At 48.3% G+C, this 15911-nt stretch carries 18 protein-coding genes and 5 tRNA genes; 3 read left to right on the top strand and 20 right to left on the bottom strand.

Annotated elements, in window-relative coordinates; genetic code table 11:
* Positions 1-45: 45 nt before the first annotated feature.
* The 6 genes from V5J77_RS06125 to V5J77_RS06100 all read right to left on the bottom strand — a co-directional run bounded on the left by V5J77_RS06125 (position 46) and on the right by V5J77_RS06100 (position 1122).
* Positions 46-130: transfer RNA gene (locus tag V5J77_RS06125), tRNA-Leu, on the bottom strand.
* A 28-nt stretch (positions 131-158) separates the two neighbouring features.
* A tRNA-Lys gene (locus tag V5J77_RS06120) sits at positions 159-234 on the bottom strand.
* Between the two features lie 18 nt (positions 235-252).
* A tRNA-Glu gene (locus tag V5J77_RS06115) sits at positions 253-327 on the bottom strand.
* Between the two features lie 88 nt (positions 328-415).
* A tRNA-Ser gene (locus V5J77_RS06110) sits at positions 416-504 on the bottom strand.
* A gap of 5 nt (positions 505-509) precedes the next feature.
* Positions 510-585: transfer RNA gene (locus tag V5J77_RS06105), tRNA-Asn, on the bottom strand.
* A 54-nt stretch (positions 586-639) separates the two neighbouring features.
* Complete coding sequence (locus tag V5J77_RS06100; protein WP_338554896.1) at positions 640-1122, bottom strand: SprT family protein; 483 nt, start codon at positions 1120-1122, stop codon at positions 640-642.
* A gap of 225 nt (positions 1123-1347) precedes the next feature.
* Here V5J77_RS06100 and V5J77_RS06095 point away from each other — a divergent pair, with 225 nt between their 5' ends.
* Together V5J77_RS06095 and cmpA are read left to right on the top strand one after the other, a co-directional pair.
* Positions 1348-1698, top strand: coding sequence for a hydrolase/acyltransferase (locus V5J77_RS06095; protein ID WP_338556592.1), 351 nt, complete (start codon positions 1348-1350; stop codon positions 1696-1698).
* A gap of 78 nt (positions 1699-1776) precedes the next feature.
* Positions 1777-1929 (top strand): cortex morphogenetic protein CmpA, encoded by a 153-nt coding sequence (gene cmpA, locus V5J77_RS06090; protein ID WP_099516750.1) that lies wholly within the window; start codon positions 1777-1779, stop codon positions 1927-1929.
* Positions 1930-2009: 80 nt separating this feature from the next.
* Here cmpA and V5J77_RS06085 read toward each other — a convergent pair whose 3' ends face one another.
* The 6 genes from V5J77_RS06085 to V5J77_RS06060 form a co-directional block, all read right to left on the bottom strand.
* On the bottom strand, positions 2010-2651 hold the full coding sequence (locus V5J77_RS06085) for a nitroreductase family protein (protein ID WP_338554894.1): 642 nt from the start codon (positions 2649-2651) through the stop codon (positions 2010-2012).
* A 146-nt stretch (positions 2652-2797) separates the two neighbouring features.
* A complete protein-coding gene (locus V5J77_RS06080; protein ID WP_338554893.1) occupies positions 2798-3262 on the bottom strand; it encodes an Rrf2 family transcriptional regulator in 465 nt (154 codons plus the stop codon).
* Positions 3263-3363: 101 nt separating this feature from the next.
* The gene (locus tag V5J77_RS06075; RefSeq protein WP_338556590.1) at positions 3364-5559 is read right to left on the bottom strand and encodes a Tex family protein; all 2196 of its coding nucleotides are present in this window, start codon (positions 5557-5559) and stop codon (positions 3364-3366) included.
* A 285-nt stretch (positions 5560-5844) separates the two neighbouring features.
* Positions 5845-6489 carry an MBL fold metallo-hydrolase gene (locus V5J77_RS06070; protein WP_338556588.1) on the bottom strand — a complete coding sequence of 215 codons (645 nt, stop codon included), beginning with the start codon at positions 6487-6489 and terminating at the stop codon, positions 5845-5847.
* 22 nt (positions 6490-6511) lie between these two features.
* Positions 6512-7078, bottom strand: a complete 567-nt coding sequence (locus V5J77_RS06065) for a thioredoxin family protein (protein WP_338554891.1) — start codon at positions 7076-7078, stop codon at positions 6512-6514.
* 72 nt (positions 7079-7150) lie between these two features.
* Positions 7151-7759: a DedA family protein gene (locus V5J77_RS06060; protein ID WP_338556586.1), complete on the bottom strand. Its 609-nt coding sequence runs from the start codon at positions 7757-7759 to the stop codon at positions 7151-7153.
* 147 nt (positions 7760-7906) lie between these two features.
* On the opposite strand from V5J77_RS06060, the gene V5J77_RS06055 reads away from it, so the two are divergent.
* Positions 7907-8218, top strand: a complete 312-nt coding sequence (locus V5J77_RS06055; RefSeq protein ID WP_338554890.1) for a dehydrogenase — start codon at positions 7907-7909, stop codon at positions 8216-8218.
* A 102-nt stretch (positions 8219-8320) separates the two neighbouring features.
* Here the strand turns inward: V5J77_RS06055 and V5J77_RS06050 are convergent, their stop codons facing one another.
* The 8 genes from V5J77_RS06050 to rfbB form a co-directional block, all read right to left on the bottom strand.
* Positions 8321-8500, bottom strand: a complete 180-nt coding sequence (locus V5J77_RS06050) for an H-type small acid-soluble spore protein (RefSeq protein ID WP_338554887.1) — start codon at positions 8498-8500, stop codon at positions 8321-8323.
* Positions 8501-8525: 25 nt separating this feature from the next.
* A complete protein-coding gene (locus tag V5J77_RS06045; protein WP_338554886.1) occupies positions 8526-8729 on the bottom strand; it encodes a hypothetical protein in 204 nt (67 codons plus the stop codon).
* 113 nt (positions 8730-8842) lie between these two features.
* On the bottom strand, positions 8843-10288 hold the full coding sequence (cls, locus tag V5J77_RS06040; RefSeq protein ID WP_338554885.1) for a cardiolipin synthase: 1446 nt from the start codon (positions 10286-10288) through the stop codon (positions 8843-8845).
* A 215-nt stretch (positions 10289-10503) separates the two neighbouring features.
* Positions 10504-11484 (bottom strand): glycosyltransferase, encoded by a 981-nt coding sequence (locus V5J77_RS06035; RefSeq protein WP_338554884.1) that lies wholly within the window; start codon positions 11482-11484, stop codon positions 10504-10506.
* Positions 11474-12880: an undecaprenyl-phosphate glucose phosphotransferase gene (locus tag V5J77_RS06030; protein ID WP_338554883.1), complete on the bottom strand. Its 1407-nt coding sequence runs from the start codon at positions 12878-12880 to the stop codon at positions 11474-11476. The genes V5J77_RS06035 and V5J77_RS06030 overlap by 11 nt, the downstream gene beginning before the upstream one ends.
* A gap of 103 nt (positions 12881-12983) precedes the next feature.
* Positions 12984-13955 (bottom strand): glycosyltransferase family 2 protein, encoded by a 972-nt coding sequence (locus V5J77_RS06025; protein ID WP_338554882.1) that lies wholly within the window; start codon positions 13953-13955, stop codon positions 12984-12986.
* Positions 13956-14015: 60 nt separating this feature from the next.
* Positions 14016-14888, bottom strand: coding sequence for a dTDP-4-dehydrorhamnose reductase (gene rfbD, locus V5J77_RS06020; protein ID WP_338554881.1), 873 nt, complete (start codon positions 14886-14888; stop codon positions 14016-14018).
* Positions 14885-15907 carry a dTDP-glucose 4,6-dehydratase gene (gene rfbB / locus V5J77_RS06015; protein ID WP_338554880.1) on the bottom strand — a complete coding sequence of 341 codons (1023 nt, stop codon included), beginning with the start codon at positions 15905-15907 and terminating at the stop codon, positions 14885-14887. The genes rfbD and rfbB overlap by 4 nt, the downstream gene beginning before the upstream one ends.
* Positions 15908-15911: the final 4 nt, after the last annotated feature.

Raw genomic sequence — 15911 nt, 5'->3', positions numbered from 1 at the left:
CAAAAAGAAGCCTTAAACATCAAGGCTTCTGGAAGTTTTAAGTTATGGTGCGGTAGACAGGATTTGAACCTGCACGTCCATTGGACACTACCCCCTCAAGATAGCGTGTCTGCCGTTCCACCACTACCGCACATTTAGGGAAGTCTTACAAGGAAAAATGGTGAGTCATGTAGGATTCGAACCTACGACACCCTGATTAAAAGTCAGGTGCTCTACCAGCTGAGCTAATGACTCATACTTAGAAAGCATAAATGGTGACCCGTAGGGGACTCGAACCCCTGTTACCTCCGTGAAAGGGAGGTGTCTTAACCACTTGACCAACGGGCCTTAATTGTCGCACACAGTGATATTAGGCGTAAAAAAAAGACCGGCATGTTGAACGGCCTTCCGTTACAATCACTTTTGAGAAAAAATATGGCGGAGAGGAAGGGATTCGAACCCTTGCGGCTGTTACACCCTAACGCTTTAGCAAAGCGCCCCCTTCGGCCTCTTGGGTACCTCCCCATATGTGGCTCCCCGAACAGGACTCGAACCTGTGACAACTCGATTAACAGTCGAGTGCTCTACCAACTGAGCTATCAGGGAATACTTTGTTTTTCTCAGTGTTGCCTGTGAACCGCGGCGACAAGTAATAATTTATCATGTATCTGAATTTAAGTCAAGCGTTTTTAAAAATAATTTTCCGCGACATTTTCCGCACGCATATTTAGCGGGATTTATCCGCCTTTTTCGCGGGTATTCCATCCCGCAATCCTTGCATACCAGCTTGTACCGAAACGGCTCAACACGGCGCTCCGGCAGCGATTGGCAGTACCTCGATCCCCCCACCTGAGCAAGCAGTCGCTTGAAATCCTCATCTCGGTGACGATAGCCTCGTTTCAATAAATGCAGATGATAATGGCACAGCTCATGCTTAATTATTTTTTCCGTTTCCTCCACTCCGAACGTCGAAAGCTGATAAGGACTAATTTCAATATGATGCGACTTCATAAAATATCGCCCGCCTGTCGCCTTCAACCGGCCGTTGAATGTAGCCATATGCTTAAATGGTCGTCCAAAGCTTTCGAGGGACACCCGCTCCACCCATTGCTGGAGCTCCTCGTCTTTCATCGTCTGCACCATAAATCTTCATTCTCCCTTGTTCATTCGTTCTCTTGCATTCTAGTTTGCCAAATAAAATAACAGCCGTAAAGAGGCCGGTAAAAGTGTGGCGGAATCCGCTTCGTTTTTCTGGCATTTTTACGGCCCATACGCTACACTGTCAAGTAGTGATGCACTTTTGTGGCACGGCAGCTTAAACGGCTGCATGATGCAGCGAATGTTTTGAGGGGAGAATCCAATCATCTTATGCCAACGATGCGTTTTGTACTCATGAAACACAATGATCAGGTCTTCTTTGTAGAGATGCCTGATACACATGCCTATCAATTAAGCGCCCTTAACCTGCGCCTGCACAAGGAGCTGGATAAGCTTACTGCTGAGCAGGTGCCTGCGCTTCCATATGCGATTGCTGAATGTGACCGCGTAGAGCTGCATGACAGCTCGATTCGTATTGCTTCGGGCTTAGACTACATCAACGAGCTGGAACGCGAATTTGCGGCTGTTAAAGAGTCTGCTTACCCGCTTATTGCCCTGCTCACGGAAATTCGTGCGCTTCAGGCTCAGCTTGAGCAGTGGTACGAGGATGAAATCGGCTAAATAGGACCTGCACGGGCATTCGCCCTTCCCCATATGGTAGTAATACATCAGGAATAACCGGGAGGAGGGCGATCCGCAATGCCGCAGTGGCTGTGCAATCAAATGATGCGTGCGTTTCATAAGAAAGATCGCAGGCAAATTAAGCTGCTTAATGAATGCTGGTATTTTTATCGCAGCAAGCAAAGCACCAAGGATACGGATAACAACAACGAACTTACGATTCGCCATTGAGCGTCTTCGTACAGCAATGAAGCCTCTGGCTCCCACTCATGGAAGTGGATGCCAGAGGCTTCTTCGTTTGCTGCGATAAATTAGATTTTGTTGAAAAACGTAATATCGTTGATCGGCAGACGCGTGCTCGGATGGCCGGCTTGGGAAGCTTTGCCGATTGGCAGCAAAATGTTCAAAGCATAACGCTCTGGAATGTTCAGCAGCGCTCTTACTTTATCGCGATCGTAGCCGCCCATAGGTACGGTATCGTAGCCTTTTGCTTTAGCCACTTGCATAATTTGCATTGATACGAGGCCTGCATCAAATACAGTCACTTCATGCAGACGCTCTTTCGGAATGGACGTGTAAAGCTTCTGTGAGTTTGCAGCGAATGATTCGCTCATTTCCTTAGTCATAAGTCCAGCTTCTGCCATGGAGCCGTAAATCGTCTCCGCATTCTTATACATTTCCTGATCGCCTAAAACGACGATAACAGCTGCTGCGTCCACAACCTGCTGCTGGTTGTTCGAGATCGGCAGCAATTGCTGCTTAATAGCCTCATCTGTTACGACCAGAAAACGCCAAGGCTGCATGTTTGACGAGGACGGCGCTTTTGCGGCAATTTCCAAAATTTCTGTAATTTCCGCTTCCGTCATTTTTGCGGTATTGTCATAATGGCGCACTGAACGGCGATCGCTTAATACTTGATAAAAAGCTTGGCTTTGTTGTGTTTCTACAGTCATGATAATTCCCTCCAAAGTATCGTTTATATAAGTGCAATTCTTACTGTGTAAAATGTAACACAGTTAATTTCAAAAAAACATCTGCTTCACAAGCAATAGTATAGTACTCCATCCACTCACTTGTCAATCGTATATTTCTAACTATTTTATAGTTGGTTATCTATTCCCTTTTTAAGATCGCATACCCGTCTCGTCAGCTGTTCAATTGTCCCCTGACCCAGCATAGCGAGCGCACTATTTTTCACTCCCTCAGAAATTTCGCCAAAGGCTTGACGCATTTCCTGCCCAAATTCATGCTCTCCTGTCGTCTGCTCCAAGCCTTTGCATAATGGCTCCCCTAGTTGAAGCGCCAAATACACATCTGCCAGCGTAATTGCGCTTGCAGAGCGACTTAGCTTGTAGCCTCCGTCCTTGCCTTCCTTCGTTTCCAGCAGCCCTTCACGGGCAAGCTCAGCCATGACTCGGCGCAGCATAGTCGGCTCGACCTGAAGCCGTTTTGCAATTGCAGCGCTTGTGCAGGGCTGATCCTTATGAGCAAGTACGACGAGCGCCTGGAGCGCTATGCCAAACCATTTATGATGGGGAAAAGTGCTGCATTTCTCGGCTTGCATAGATACTCATCCTCTCTGTTGCTTTACATGGCAACTCCTGATATTCCCCATTAAGTATGACGGACTTGCCGGCAATCGGCAAGTCCGTCTTTAGGCTTTTATTAATCTGGCTTGCGCATCGTAAGGCCAACGCGCCCTTTTTTCACATCTACAGTCAGTACCCAGACGGTAACAGTGTCCCCTACAGATACGACATCCATCGGGTGCTTCACAAATTTATCGCTCAATTGGGAAATATGGACGAGCCCGTCATTTTTAAGCCCAATGTCGATAAATGCCCCAAAATCAATGACGTTGCGGACCGTGCCCTGCAGCTCCATGCCCGCGGTCAAATCCTCCAGATTCAGCACCTCGGTATGAAAAATAGGAGCGGGAAGCTCCTCACGCGGATCACGTCCAGGGCGCAGGAGGCTGTCAACAATATCGCGCAGCGTTGGAACGCCGACGCCTAGCTCAGAAGCGACAGAAGCCACATCAAGCTCCGTCAGCTTCTGTTTAAGCTCTTCTGTGCCGAGCTGGTTCAGCTTTACCCCTAAATGGTAAAAAAGCTTATCCACGACCGCATACGACTCGGTATGAATTGGCGTAGCATCCAGCGGATTTGCCGCTTCAGGAATTCGCAGGAAGCCGATACACTGCTCGTAAGCTTTCGCGCCTAGCCGCGGTACCTTTTGCAGCTGCGCGCGCTTCACGAAACGGCCATTTTCCTCACGATATTTGACAATGTTGCGTGCCGTCGTCGCATTAATACCCGCAACATAGGAAAGCAGCGACGCCGAGGCCGTATTAACGTCTACGCCTACATGGTTTACCGCCGACTCTACGACAGCGCCCAAGCTTTCATCTAGGCGCTTCTGGCTGACGTCATGCTGGTATTGACCGACGCCGATTGCCTTTGGCTCAATCTTGACAAGCTCAGCCAGCGGGTCCTGCAGCCTGCGAGCAATGGACACGGCGCTGCGCTCAGCAACGTCAAGAGAAGGGAATTCCTCGGCTGCAAGCTTGGAAGCCGAATACACGCTCGCCCCTGCCTCGCTGACAATAATATATTTCAGCTCAAGACCAGGCGCGGCTTGGCGAGCTTTAATCAGGTTCGCAATAAACTGCTCCGTTTCCCGTGAAGCCGTCCCATTGCCAATGACAATCAGCTCGACTTTATATTTATCAATCAGGCCATTTATTAAACGTTCAGCTTCCACTACTTTATGATGCGGGGCAGTCGGATAGGATACGGCTACCTCCAGCAGCTTGCCTGTATCGTCAATGACCGCCAGCTTGCAGCCTGTGCGGAACGCAGGGTCGACACCAAGCACGACATTGCCGCGAACGGGCGGCTGCAGCAGCAGATTGCGCAGATTTTCCGAAAAAATCGAAATCGCATGCTCCTCCGCTTTATCCGTCAGCTCACTGCGGACCTCGCGCTCAATAGAAGGCGCTAACAATCGCTTATACGAATCCTCAATGACAGAAGCAAGCACCCTTCTTACTGCCTCTGCCGTATGATTCCGTAAAATTTTACGGCCAATATGCTCATGAATCCGCTCAGCGGGCAACTCAAACGCCACCTTCAGTACATCCTCGCGCTCGCCGCGATTTATCGCCAGCACGCGATGCGGAGGCAGCTTTCGCAGCGGCTCATTATAGCTGTAGTACATTTCATATACGGATTCCGCTTTCGCATCACGCGCTTCTGTACGGATAAGCGAGTGCTCAAACGTATGCTTTCGCACCCAGGAGCGAATTGAAGCATCATCTGCTATATTTTCAGCCAAAATATCCATAGCCCCTTGCAGCGCTTCCTGAGCGCCGGGAACGCCCTTGGCCTCATCTATATATTTGGCAGCCTCGGCGAGAGGCTCGCCTTGGCGCGGCTGCGACCAAAGCCAATCCGCAAGCGGCTCTAGGCCCCGCTCCTTTGCCACGCTCGCCCGCGTCTTGCGCTTCTGGCGATATGGCCGGTATAAATCTTCAATTTCCTGAAGCTTAACTGCGGCGTTAATCGCAAGGCTCAATTCCTCGGTCAGCTTGCCCTGCTCGTCGATAAGCCGAATAACCTCGCGCTTGCGCTCTTCCAAATTCCGCAAATATTGCAGTTTTTCCTCAATTGCTCTAAGCTCAGTCTCATCCAGCTCGCCCGTCATTTCCTTGCGATATCTGGAGATGAACGGTATTGTATTGCCTTCATCGAGCAAGGCGACTGCCGCTTTAACTTTCGTAATCGGGATAGAAAGCTGCGCCGCTACTCCTTTAATAATCCGTTCGTTTTCCGCAGCGATTTGCTCCGCCGTTCGTTCCACCTTGCCAGTTGGTCCATCGAGCGCTTCACTCGTAATATTCGTCGTCGTATTTGCCAAGCGTTACGCACCGTCCTTTTTGCATTATCATAGCCTGCTTATTTGCCGCAGGCGGGCTTCTCCCTATTTTACCATTATGTTGGGCACGTGTTCAAAATCGTTGTTCCTTATTTGCGGCTCGAGCCTGCGTACCATCCTCAGACAGCACAAAAACCGCCAGCCGAAAGGCGGCAAATGCCACGCTGGCTGACGGTTAAATGCCCATTCTCGCCGTTCTTGCTTAAGCGATTAGCGCGTAAACGGATTATTCGCCTTCTCGAACCCAATCGTTGTCCTCGGGCCATGTCCCGGATATACTTTGACCTCATCAGGCAGCCTGTAAAGCTTGCCCTGAATGGAATCGTACAAATCCCGCTCGCGACTGCCAGGCAGGTCTGTACGTCCAACGGAGAGCCTAAACAGCACGTCGCCGGAAAAAAGATCGCTGCCGCGCAAAAAGCTCACGCTGCCCGGTGAATGTCCTGGCGTATGCATGACGTGAAATTTCTCGCCCAGCAGCGTAAGCGTCATCCCTTCATCCAGCGCGTATTCTGCTGGATCGGTTGTCAGCGGCGGCGTTACCTCCTGCCAGCGCATAGAACCATTTTTCCCTGCATCCGTCAGCCAGTCGGCCTCCAGATCGTGGATATAAACCGGGCAGCCTGCCGCTTTGCGAACCTCGTCCACGCCGCCCATATGATCGAAATGGGCATGGGTGAGCAAAATCGCCTCAATTTGCGTATCCGCAATCCGCTTAAGCAGGCCTTTCGGATTCATGCCCGGGTCAATAATAATGCCCCGTTCCTTGCCTGTTTCCTCATCCTTTACCGTTAGCAGGTAGCAATTCGTCTGGAGAGGCCCCAGCGCAAATGACTCAACTCGCATTTCACTCATCATCAATGCTCCTATTCTCTATTTAGAACGACTCCAGCAGGTCGCGCAGTTCCTTCACAATAACCGTCTGATAGCCTGTGCCTTCGCCATAACGGCGGCCCATTTCCTGACGGACAAGTCCAAGCTTCTCTTGATAATCGGCTGCTTCGCGGTCTGGATTTTCCAGCTTGAACGCTGTCATCGCCTCCTGAACATGCTTAGGACGCGGCCCCCATTGACCAAGCACATGGCCGCCTGTATCTGCAATAATTACAATCGGCACCGCACGGCCGCCCATCGTCAAAAACTGCTCCATCGTATCAAGATGCTCCTCCATAATGAGCACCTCTGTTGGAACGCCGCTATTTTCAAGCGCACGGAATACAACTGGAATATTGCGAATGACATCGCCGCACCATTCAGCCATCAAAATCAAGACGCGCAAATCGTCACGGTTGTTCAGCGATTCGAAATATTCACGATCGCTTTCATCCGTCCAAGCAAACTGATTATACCAGTCTTGAAAAGCCTCTTTATTTTTCTCCATGCCGTCGATGAATTGCTGTGGGCTGATGCCTTTGTTCAATTTTTCTGCTACGCTTTTGCTCATATTCATTTACCCTCTTTCTTTTGTTATATGTATCGTCATTCACGCAATCGCCATTCACACAGGAAAGCTTCATTACACCGATTTTTTACGTGATTTTCTAATTTTATAAAGCGAATAAATAATGATCAGCAATACAGCAAGAATAATAGCCGGAAGCACATAGTCCTTCGATTGCTCATGAATATTTTCCCAATTTTCACCAAGCGAGAAGCCTAAATAGACGAACAATAGCGCCCATGGCAGAGATGCTGCTGCGGTAAGTATCGTAAATAGCCAAAAATTCATTTTCGCCATGCCTGCCGGAATCGAGATAACCTGACGCATAACGGGAACGAAACGGGCTGTAAACACAATGCCGGAGCCATATTTTTTGAACCACCGTTCGGCAAGATCGACATGCTTCTTCTTAATCTTAATATACTTTCCGTATTTCTCCACCAGGGGACGTCCCCCGTATCTTCCGAATGCATACAAGATCCAGTTTTGCCCTACCGCGCCAAGCGTTCCAAAAAAGACGGCGCCTGCGTAAGAAATTTCCCCCTTATACACCAAATAGCCGCCAAAACCGAGTACGATCTCACTTGGAATGACCTCCATCAGCAAGCCGATCAAAATGCCAAAGTAGCCAAGGCTTTCAATCCATAAGAGCAGTGTATGCAAAACCTCTGAAATCCACTCCATCACGCTTGTCTCTCACATCCTCTCTAAACTACTGCTTCGTTTGTTATTCTACCACACGGAAGGAAGGCTCATCCAGTCGAAAGCGTGCAGGTGACGATCAAGCAGGCGGATGCATACATATAGAGGAAAGAGAGGAGCCGGTGTGCCATGAAGCCTACTGCCCAGAAGCATGATTCAAGCCTGCCTACCGCTCGCAAAATAAGGCGTGCTTGCAGCAATGAGCTGTACCGTACGGCCAAACGTTTGAAGCTGTGGGTGTCCAAAGAAAAGCTAGAGCAGGCCGAAAATTTATATTTTAAAAAGGTGGCTGTCCATCTGCTGTGGATTCACGAGCATAAAAGCAATCGCAAGCTGCTCGCCGATTGGTGGGATGAGAACGTCTCCGCTGAAATCGCCGAGCTTTGGGAGACGGATCAAGCAAAGCTGAGCGAGGCCTTTCGCGAATCGTTTGGCGGGTAAAGGCATACGAAAAGAAGCAGGGTATCCTTTGCAGGCCATCAGCCTCTCCGAAATACCCTGCTCTTCGTGCCAAGCTAAAAAGCACACAGCTTGCGAGCGCGGCTACCCTTCCCTTAGCCGTTCCAATGAAACGGTCTCCGTATTTAATGGGTTAGAGCCGATCTGTACAGTCGCCATATTATTAGCTATATCCACATGCTCAATCCAAACGGATTTACCATCGAGCTGTACGGCAATGGTTTGTGATGAATCATAAATTTGCTTGGCGCGCGATGCGTCCATAAGGTTCCCTCCCTTTGCTTGATTGCTATCTTCCTTCTTCCTCCATCGTATCGGTCGTCGATTCATCAATAAGGCCATTATGAGGCGTTACATTGCCTCCTCCGAGCCCTTCATTCACCATTCGGTCGATATCCATAAAATAATCGGAGCGCCCTTCGTGCTTGGCATCAACGCCATTCGCTGACACATTCCGCTCTTCGGTTGTCGGCTGTTCATTTCCATCTGCCATCGTTTTCCCTCCTTCCTTCATACGTTCGGCTAGCCTACCTGCAAAATATGCCCAGACCATAGCTGTTTCATTCACTAACAGATCAACCATTAACAACGATTAACAATGAGCAGCTACAACAATGGGGACAGCATATGCGCCGCCGCTTCCGCCATCTTTTGTATAGCAGGACGCTTCGAAAACGCAGAGAGGCTCAGCTCATCGCTGTCTTGCTCATCCTGCCGAAACTCCCTCCTCAGCTGTGCTATCGAGCGGGGATCGAATAAAAGCGCATTTTGCTCATAATTGTTGTAGAAGCTGCGCATGTCCATATTCGCCGTCCCTACTGACGCCAGCATGCGATCAATGATTAGCACCTTGGCATGTATAAAGCCTTTTTGATAGCGCAAAACCTTAATTCCCGCCTTAAGCAGCGGCTCTACATAAGAAAGCGTAGCCCATAATACTAGCTGTGAGTCACCTTTGCCTGGAATAATGATTCGGACATCGACGCCGCTTAGCGCAGCTACCCGAAGCGCCATGAGCAAGCCCGGATCAGGTATAAAATAGGGCGTCGACAAGCAGATGCTTTCTTTCGCTGCCATGACCGAAGCGACGACCGATTCTAATATCGGCTCCCCGATTTGATCGGGACCACCTGGCGTAATGAGCACCGGATCACAGCCGTCGCAATGATGCCTGGGCATATAACGCTCATCGTATAGCTCCTCATGTGCAGCAAAAGCCCAATCGCTCCTGAACAGCTGCTGCAAAAAATAAACCGCATCCCCCTCCAGCTGTACATGGGTATCCCGCCAAAATCCAAGCTTCGGATTTCCTCCCAAATACTCATCGCCTATATTAATACCTCCAACGAAGCCAATTATGCCGTCCACGACTGCAATTTTACTGTGATTGCGGTTGTTTAGCCTCCGTTCATACCAAGCATGGCGCGGCGGTAAAAAGCAGCTTGTCTGTATGCCCGCAGCAACAAGCTCATCAATGTAGACTTGGCTTAAATTCATGCTCCCGATGCCGTCATACAGCACGCGAACCTCTACCCCTGCCTTTGCCCGCTCAATTAAGGCTTGCTTGAAGCGTTGTCCGATTCCATCATCCCGTATCGTATAATAATCGAGATGAATATAGCTCTTAGCCCGGCTAATCGCCGCCAAGATTGCTTCATAGGTTTCCTGCCCATTTTTCAGCACATGAACATGGTTGCGCAGCGTAATACAGTGCCCCCTCGAAGCCGTCAATAGCCGGAAAAGCTGTTCTTGCCCATCCACTTCTGGACTTCCCTGCATATCGGTAAAGCTTTGCGCATTATGCGTCAGCTTCCCCGCTAGGAGCAGCTTCTCTTGAGCGAGCCGTTTATGTGTTTGGCTGCTTTGGCGATTTACTGGCCGTGCAAGCAGCAGGTAAAGCACAATGCCCAAAATCGGCAGCAGCATCGTAATCGTCAGCCAGGCAGCTAAGCGTGCAGGCCTGCGATACTCCATGGCAAAAATAAATACAAATTGCAGTAAATAAAGCCCTAGAACGATAGTCAGGGCTATTATAATCAACCAAACGGACATGTTGGTCCCCCTTGCCTCTGCCGCATTACCTGCATTCATACACTTGCTGATTTAGTTTCGGCGGTTCAAGGTTTCCTTATGCGTACATTTGCTCAAGTTAATGGGGCAAACGATTGTATTGCATAATAAAAAGCATGCCCGTCCGATTACCTAAATCGGATGACATGCTTTGAATGCTTTCATATTTTTGTATTCTGAATAAATAATGCCTGAAGCTAACCCGTACGCTTCATGGATGCCGAAGTATCGTTTACGCTGTGCATCCGATCCCATATCAGCTTATGCATACTGAAATGCCGACACAAAAACAGCGGAAGGCGCTTATGCTTAATGCCGAGCTTGTAGCCAATAAGCTTCGCAGCCGATTCCGCGACAAGCACAGGAATCAAATGATAGCGCCGTTCTTGTAGCAAGCATTTGAGCTGGGTTTTGACCAGCTTAAAGCCAGGTTTGCCCACTTTGCTGTATGGAATAATCCATTCATTGCGACACATGGACACCCCGTTGTCAAAAAAACGCCTGAACTGCTGCATCACGGTATAATCATGCGAGTGGTAGACGCCTGCTTCAGCAGCATAAGCAATATTATAGCCGTTCATGACACAAGTAGCTGCCATAAACATATCCTCATTGAAGATAACGGGAGCGGCAAAGCTGCCCATCTCATAAAAGGTTTCTTTGCGATAGGCTGCGCATACATTTGAGCAAATAAACGTCTGTATGCCCATTTGGTCTATATCCGCTTTAGATTTCAAACGTGGCTCTTGCGGATAGTTCGATTCCCTTGCAAGCCGTTCCAGTATGCCTGCATGAGGATAAGGGATCTGTCTTGCATAAGAGCAGGCTGTTCTGTCGTCTAGCAGCAGCGGCTGGATCAGCTTTTCGAGCACAAAGTCATCATAAGGAAGCGCGTCCTGCGTCATAAATACGAAGAATTCACCTTTCGCTTGAGCCGCCGCCAAATTGCGAGTTCCGCCATGGTCAAACTCGCTGCGCTGAACGGACAGCACCCTCGTCCCCAGCTTGCGTGCACGTTCCACCGTACCATCGTCTGAGGAAGAGTCCATTATTATAATTTCGTAGGGACGCAGCGTCTGTTTTTGAAGCCGCTCCACCTGATCAACCAAGCCCGCCCCCGCATTTAATGTTGGTATGATAACCGATACTTTCACATCCGTACTGCGGTCAGTAAGCATTTTTATTGACAAACCCTCTCACAATCGTCATTACGATAATTTTCAAATCCAATATAAACGTCCAGTTCTCAATATAAAAAATATCATGGACGATGCGTTCTTCAATCGACGTATCGCCGCGCAGCCCATTGGTCTGTGCCCAGCCGGTTATACCAGGGCGAATCTGATGCTTGATCATATACTTCGGAATTTCTTCCTTGAATTGGCTGACAAAATAGGGACGCTCAGGGCGCGGCCCGACGACGCTCATATGTCCGAACAGCACGTTGAAAAACTGCGGAAGCTCGTCAAGGCTCGTGCGGCGCAGAAAGCTGCCAAATTTCGTGCGGCGCGGATCATTTTCCACCGTCCACTGCGTATTGGAAATTTCACCCGTCGATACGCGCATCGAGCGGAATTTATACATAAAAAAGTTTTTGCGGTCAAGTCCCATCCGCTCCTGCTTAAACAATACCGGACCAGGAGAGGTTAGTTTAATTCCAATAACCGTAGCGAGCATAATTGGAGAGGTCAGAATAATGGCAATTAAGGAAAAAATAATATCGAATCCACGCTTCAGCACGCGATTGCTCAGCTCATCCAGCGGCACATCCCGCACATTAATGAGCGGAATACCAGCAAAATTATCAAAAAACGGCCTAGCTGGCAATAAATCAAAAAAGTCCGGTATAATCAATGTCTTAACACCTGTTTTCTCACATGTCTCAATAATTTGAGCATATTTCTTATGCGCTTCTAGCGGCAGTGCTACAATAACCTCATCAATCGTAAGCTCATTCAGCTTCGCCTCAAGATCATCCAGACAGCCGATAATCGGCTTCATATACTGAAATTCCTTCGTATGCTCTCCCTGATAATCATCAAGAAAGCCGACAGCTTCATATCCAAGCTCTGGGCGCCTAATCAATTTCTCATAAAAGCTGCGCCCCACCGACCCTGCGCCAACAATAAGCACATACCGCTTGTTATAACCGCGGCGACGGAAGGAGAATAACAGTGATTTTACAGCATATCGGTACAGCGCTATCGCTACAATATTCATAAGGAAAAAAATTAAAAGTAATTCCCGGGAAATATGTATCTCCCCTGTAAAGTAAAACAGGCTGAGCAAAAATAGAAAACTAATCGTTTGAATTTGAATGATTTTCAATACTTCATAGGAATAATTTTTGCGCCGCTTTGGTGAATAAAACTGTAAATAAAAACCAACTACAACAGCTGAGAAAGAATATACGGTTCCCCAAACCAAATAAGTGGAAAACGGAACAGAATTCACATAGGACAACCAGTCACTATAAAATTTAAGCCAATAGGCGGCTAGAAATACGATTAACGTACAGAACAGATCCGCAAGCATATACAACTGGGACAATATCCTCTGATTTTGCCGGATCATAAACGCAAATTCACCTACATTCTATCAGTTTTCGACTCTAGTAGTATTGTATCAAAATAAGGAAGCAAAAAGAACCCCACATGCTTCCATGAAGGGCGATCTTCTATTGCTTTCCATAAATAGTCTGTCCGCGCCTATTTTCCTTAGCTTTACGCTCCACTTGCTTGCGCTTGTCCAGCATAACGGGCAGCATTCTAAAAATAATGGGCCAAGAGCCTAACAGGCCAGGCTCTCTTAGTAGGATATAGACAAGCTTCGATGCTTCAACGAAGGCGAGAAGCGGAAGCAGCCAAAGCAATTGCCAGCCGACAGGCTCATTTTTTATTAGCGTAAACCAGCGGTTCTGATAGGAATGTCTACGGATGAATAATGGAATAGAGCGCCTGCCGCCTTGCTTCCAGCCTCGATGATGCAAAGCGGTTGCCGATGGCACATAATAAGCTTTCCAACCCAGCTTCTGCGCTCGCCAAGCCACATCTACGTCTTCTTTATAGGCAAAATAGTCCTCATCAAAAAACTGTCCGTCCATTTGAATATCAGCTATCATAGCCCTGCGGTACACAGCCGCAGCTCCTGAAACCCCGAACACCTCTCGTAGCTCGTTCCATTCCGCAGCAGGCTCTCCTGAAGCCAGATCATAGGCTTGACGTGTATGGCGCATACCAAGGCCTGCACTGTCCATTGTGGAGTGGTCTGAGCCTAAAACCAGCTTCCCTGTCACACTGCCCGTCTCTGGATGTCCCTCCATATAAGCAACCGTCTCTGCCAAATAGGCTGGGCCCAGCGTCACATCTGGGTTAAGCACGAGCACATAATGCGAGGCCGTCTGCCGAATCGCTTGATTTTGACCACCTGCAAATCCGTTATTTACAGAATTAGCTGTAAAACAGATGATTGCCTCTAAGCCTTTATCTGCTGCGTAACGTTCCACAATCGCTTTCGTTCCGTCAGTAGATGCATTATCAATAATAACGATGCGCTCTGGCTGCAGCGTTTGATGAAGAACGGCATTTAAGCATGCCTCAATATCGGCAGCGCTATTGTAGGTTACAATACAGACACTTGCTGTAGCCATTTTAGCCATCACTCACTGTCTTTTATTTATTGCATTTACGTCAGATCAACTACAGATCAACTACATAAAATCGTTCACAAAATGACGAAGGGCATCTCTCCATGGACGCAGCTGCTGCAAGCCGTTGCTTCGGATCGCTACCTGATCCATAACGGAATACGCTGGCCGCGGAGCTGGCCGTGGAAACTCATTCGTTGCGCAAGGATCTACTTGCACCTTCGAGTTGCCCGCTTCCTCGAAAATCGCCTGAGCAAATTCATGCCATGAGCATATACCCGTATTAGATGCATGATAAATGCCATAATAGTCGGTTTGAATAAGCTCTAGCAGAAACTGAGCCAAATCATACGTATACGTTGGCGAGCCTAACTGATCAGCAACCACTTTCAGACTGTCACGCTCAGCTCCCATTTTCAGCATCGTCTTCACGAAATTGTTCCCGTATTTTCCATACACCCAAGAGGTTCTGACAATGAAAAACCGATCATGCAGCATTTGTACGGCATATTCACCCGCGAGCTTCGACTTGCCGTATACTGTTTGCGGATTCGTATTGTCATATTCATTGTAGGGCACACTGCCTTTTCCATCAAAAACATAATCCGTGCTTATATAACAGAGCTTTGCACCTGCTTCCTTGGCAGCAACAGCCAAATTGCGAGTGCCTGCTCCATTCACACGAAAAGCCTCATCTGGCTCAGCCTCGGCTTGATCGACGGCCGTGTAGGCCCCGCAATGAATAATCGCATCAGGGCGATGCTGTGCTAGTACGGCACGGCATTGCTCCAAATTTACAACATCCAGCTCCGAGCGATTTAGTGCAATGATTTCGATGTTTTCAGGAACAAGCAGGTTGGCCAATTCAGCTCCGAGCTGACCTCTTGCTCCCGTAATTAGAATTCTCTGTTGTTTGCCGGCCTGTGGGCTATTCATGCCTGATCACCTAGTCGTTCCTTATACTGCGTGTCATAATATTGCTGATAAGAGCCGGATACGACCTGCTCCATCCATTGTTTGTTATTTAAATACCATTGAATCGTCGCCTTAATGCCGCTCTCATAGGCGAACTGTGGCTTCCAGCCCAGCTCATTGCGGATTTTGTCCGCATCAATTGCATAACGGCGGTCATGGCCGAGGCGATCTTGCACATAAGTAATTAGCGACTCTGGTTTGTTCAGCTCCTGCAAAATCGTTTTTACAACGTGGAGATTATCCCGCTCATTGCTGCCGCCAACATTGTAAACTTCACCGTTGCGTCCTTTATGCAAGACAAGATCAATGGCACTGCAATGATCTTCGACATAAAGCCAGTCACGAACATTGAGTCCATCGCCGTATACCGGAAGCGGCTTATCCTGCAAAGCATTTTGGATCATCAATGGAATAAGCTTTTCTGGGAACTGGTAAGGCCCGTAGTTATTTGAGCAGCGCGTAATATTCACCGGAAGGCCAAACGTCTCATGATAGGCTCTAACGAGCATATCTGCGCCAGCCTTACTTGCCGAATAAGGACTATTCGGGGCAAGTGGCGTCTCTTCCGTGAAAAGACCTGTAGCTCCAAGCGTACCATATACCTCATCAGTCGAAACCTGAACAAACTTGTTTACATTGTATTGCTTGGATAGATCTAGTAATGTCTGTGTACCCATAATATTCGTTTGCACAAAAATTTCCGGATGTAAAATGCTCCGGTCCACATGCGACTCTGCTGCAAAGTTAAGCACAGCATCCACACCCGCAGCAAATAGCGGCTCTAATGCAGACTTATCGGCAATGTCAGCCTTGACGAACGTATAATTAGAATGCTGCTCAATACTGCGCAGATTTTCTAAATTGCCAGCATAAGTGAGCGCATCCACATTAATGATGTGGTAATCAGGATATTTATTAATCATGTATAGCACAAAGTTGCTGCCAATAAAGCCGGCTCCGCCAGTCACTAATAGTTTCACGAGT

The organism is Paenibacillus sp. KS-LC4 (genome assembly GCF_036894955.1).
In the GTDB taxonomy this organism is placed as follows: Bacteria; Bacillota; Bacilli; order Paenibacillales; family Paenibacillaceae; genus Pristimantibacillus.
The sequence above is the reverse complement of the archived record's forward strand: the minus strand, read 5'-3'. Positions and strand labels throughout refer to the sequence as shown.

Coding starts and splice junctions, on each gene's coding strand:
- V5J77_RS06100 (WP_338554896.1), bottom strand. CDS start 1,122: ATGGTGCAGACGATGAAAGACGAGGAGCTCCAGCAATGGGTGGAGCGG.
- V5J77_RS06095 (WP_338556592.1), top strand. CDS start 1,348: ATGCCAACGATGCGTTTTGTACTCATGAAACACAATGATCAGGTCTTC.
- cmpA (WP_099516750.1), top strand. CDS start 1,777: ATGCCGCAGTGGCTGTGCAATCAAATGATGCGTGCGTTTCATAAGAAA.
- V5J77_RS06085 (WP_338554894.1), bottom strand. CDS start 2,651: ATGACTGTAGAAACACAACAAAGCCAAGCTTTTTATCAAGTATTAAGC.
- V5J77_RS06080 (WP_338554893.1), bottom strand. CDS start 3,262: ATGCAAGCCGAGAAATGCAGCACTTTTCCCCATCATAAATGGTTTGGC.
- V5J77_RS06070 (WP_338556588.1), bottom strand. CDS start 6,489: ATGAGTGAAATGCGAGTTGAGTCATTTGCGCTGGGGCCTCTCCAGACG.
- V5J77_RS06065 (WP_338554891.1), bottom strand. CDS start 7,078: ATGAGCAAAAGCGTAGCAGAAAAATTGAACAAAGGCATCAGCCCACAG.
- V5J77_RS06060 (WP_338556586.1), bottom strand. CDS start 7,759: ATGGAGTGGATTTCAGAGGTTTTGCATACACTGCTCTTATGGATTGAA.
- V5J77_RS06055 (WP_338554890.1), top strand. CDS start 7,907: ATGAAGCCTACTGCCCAGAAGCATGATTCAAGCCTGCCTACCGCTCGC.
- V5J77_RS06050 (WP_338554887.1), bottom strand. CDS start 8,500: ATGGACGCATCGCGCGCCAAGCAAATTTATGATTCATCACAAACCATT.
- V5J77_RS06045 (WP_338554886.1), bottom strand. CDS start 8,729: ATGGCAGATGGAAATGAACAGCCGACAACCGAAGAGCGGAATGTGTCA.
- cls (WP_338554885.1), bottom strand. CDS start 10,288: ATGTCCGTTTGGTTGATTATAATAGCCCTGACTATCGTTCTAGGGCTT.
- V5J77_RS06035 (WP_338554884.1), bottom strand. CDS start 11,484: ATGCTTACTGACCGCAGTACGGATGTGAAAGTATCGGTTATCATACCA.
- V5J77_RS06030 (WP_338554883.1), bottom strand. CDS start 12,880: ATGATCCGGCAAAATCAGAGGATATTGTCCCAGTTGTATATGCTTGCG.
- V5J77_RS06025 (WP_338554882.1), bottom strand. CDS start 13,955: ATGGCTACAGCAAGTGTCTGTATTGTAACCTACAATAGCGCTGCCGAT.
- rfbD (WP_338554881.1), bottom strand. CDS start 14,888: ATGAATAGCCCACAGGCCGGCAAACAACAGAGAATTCTAATTACGGGA.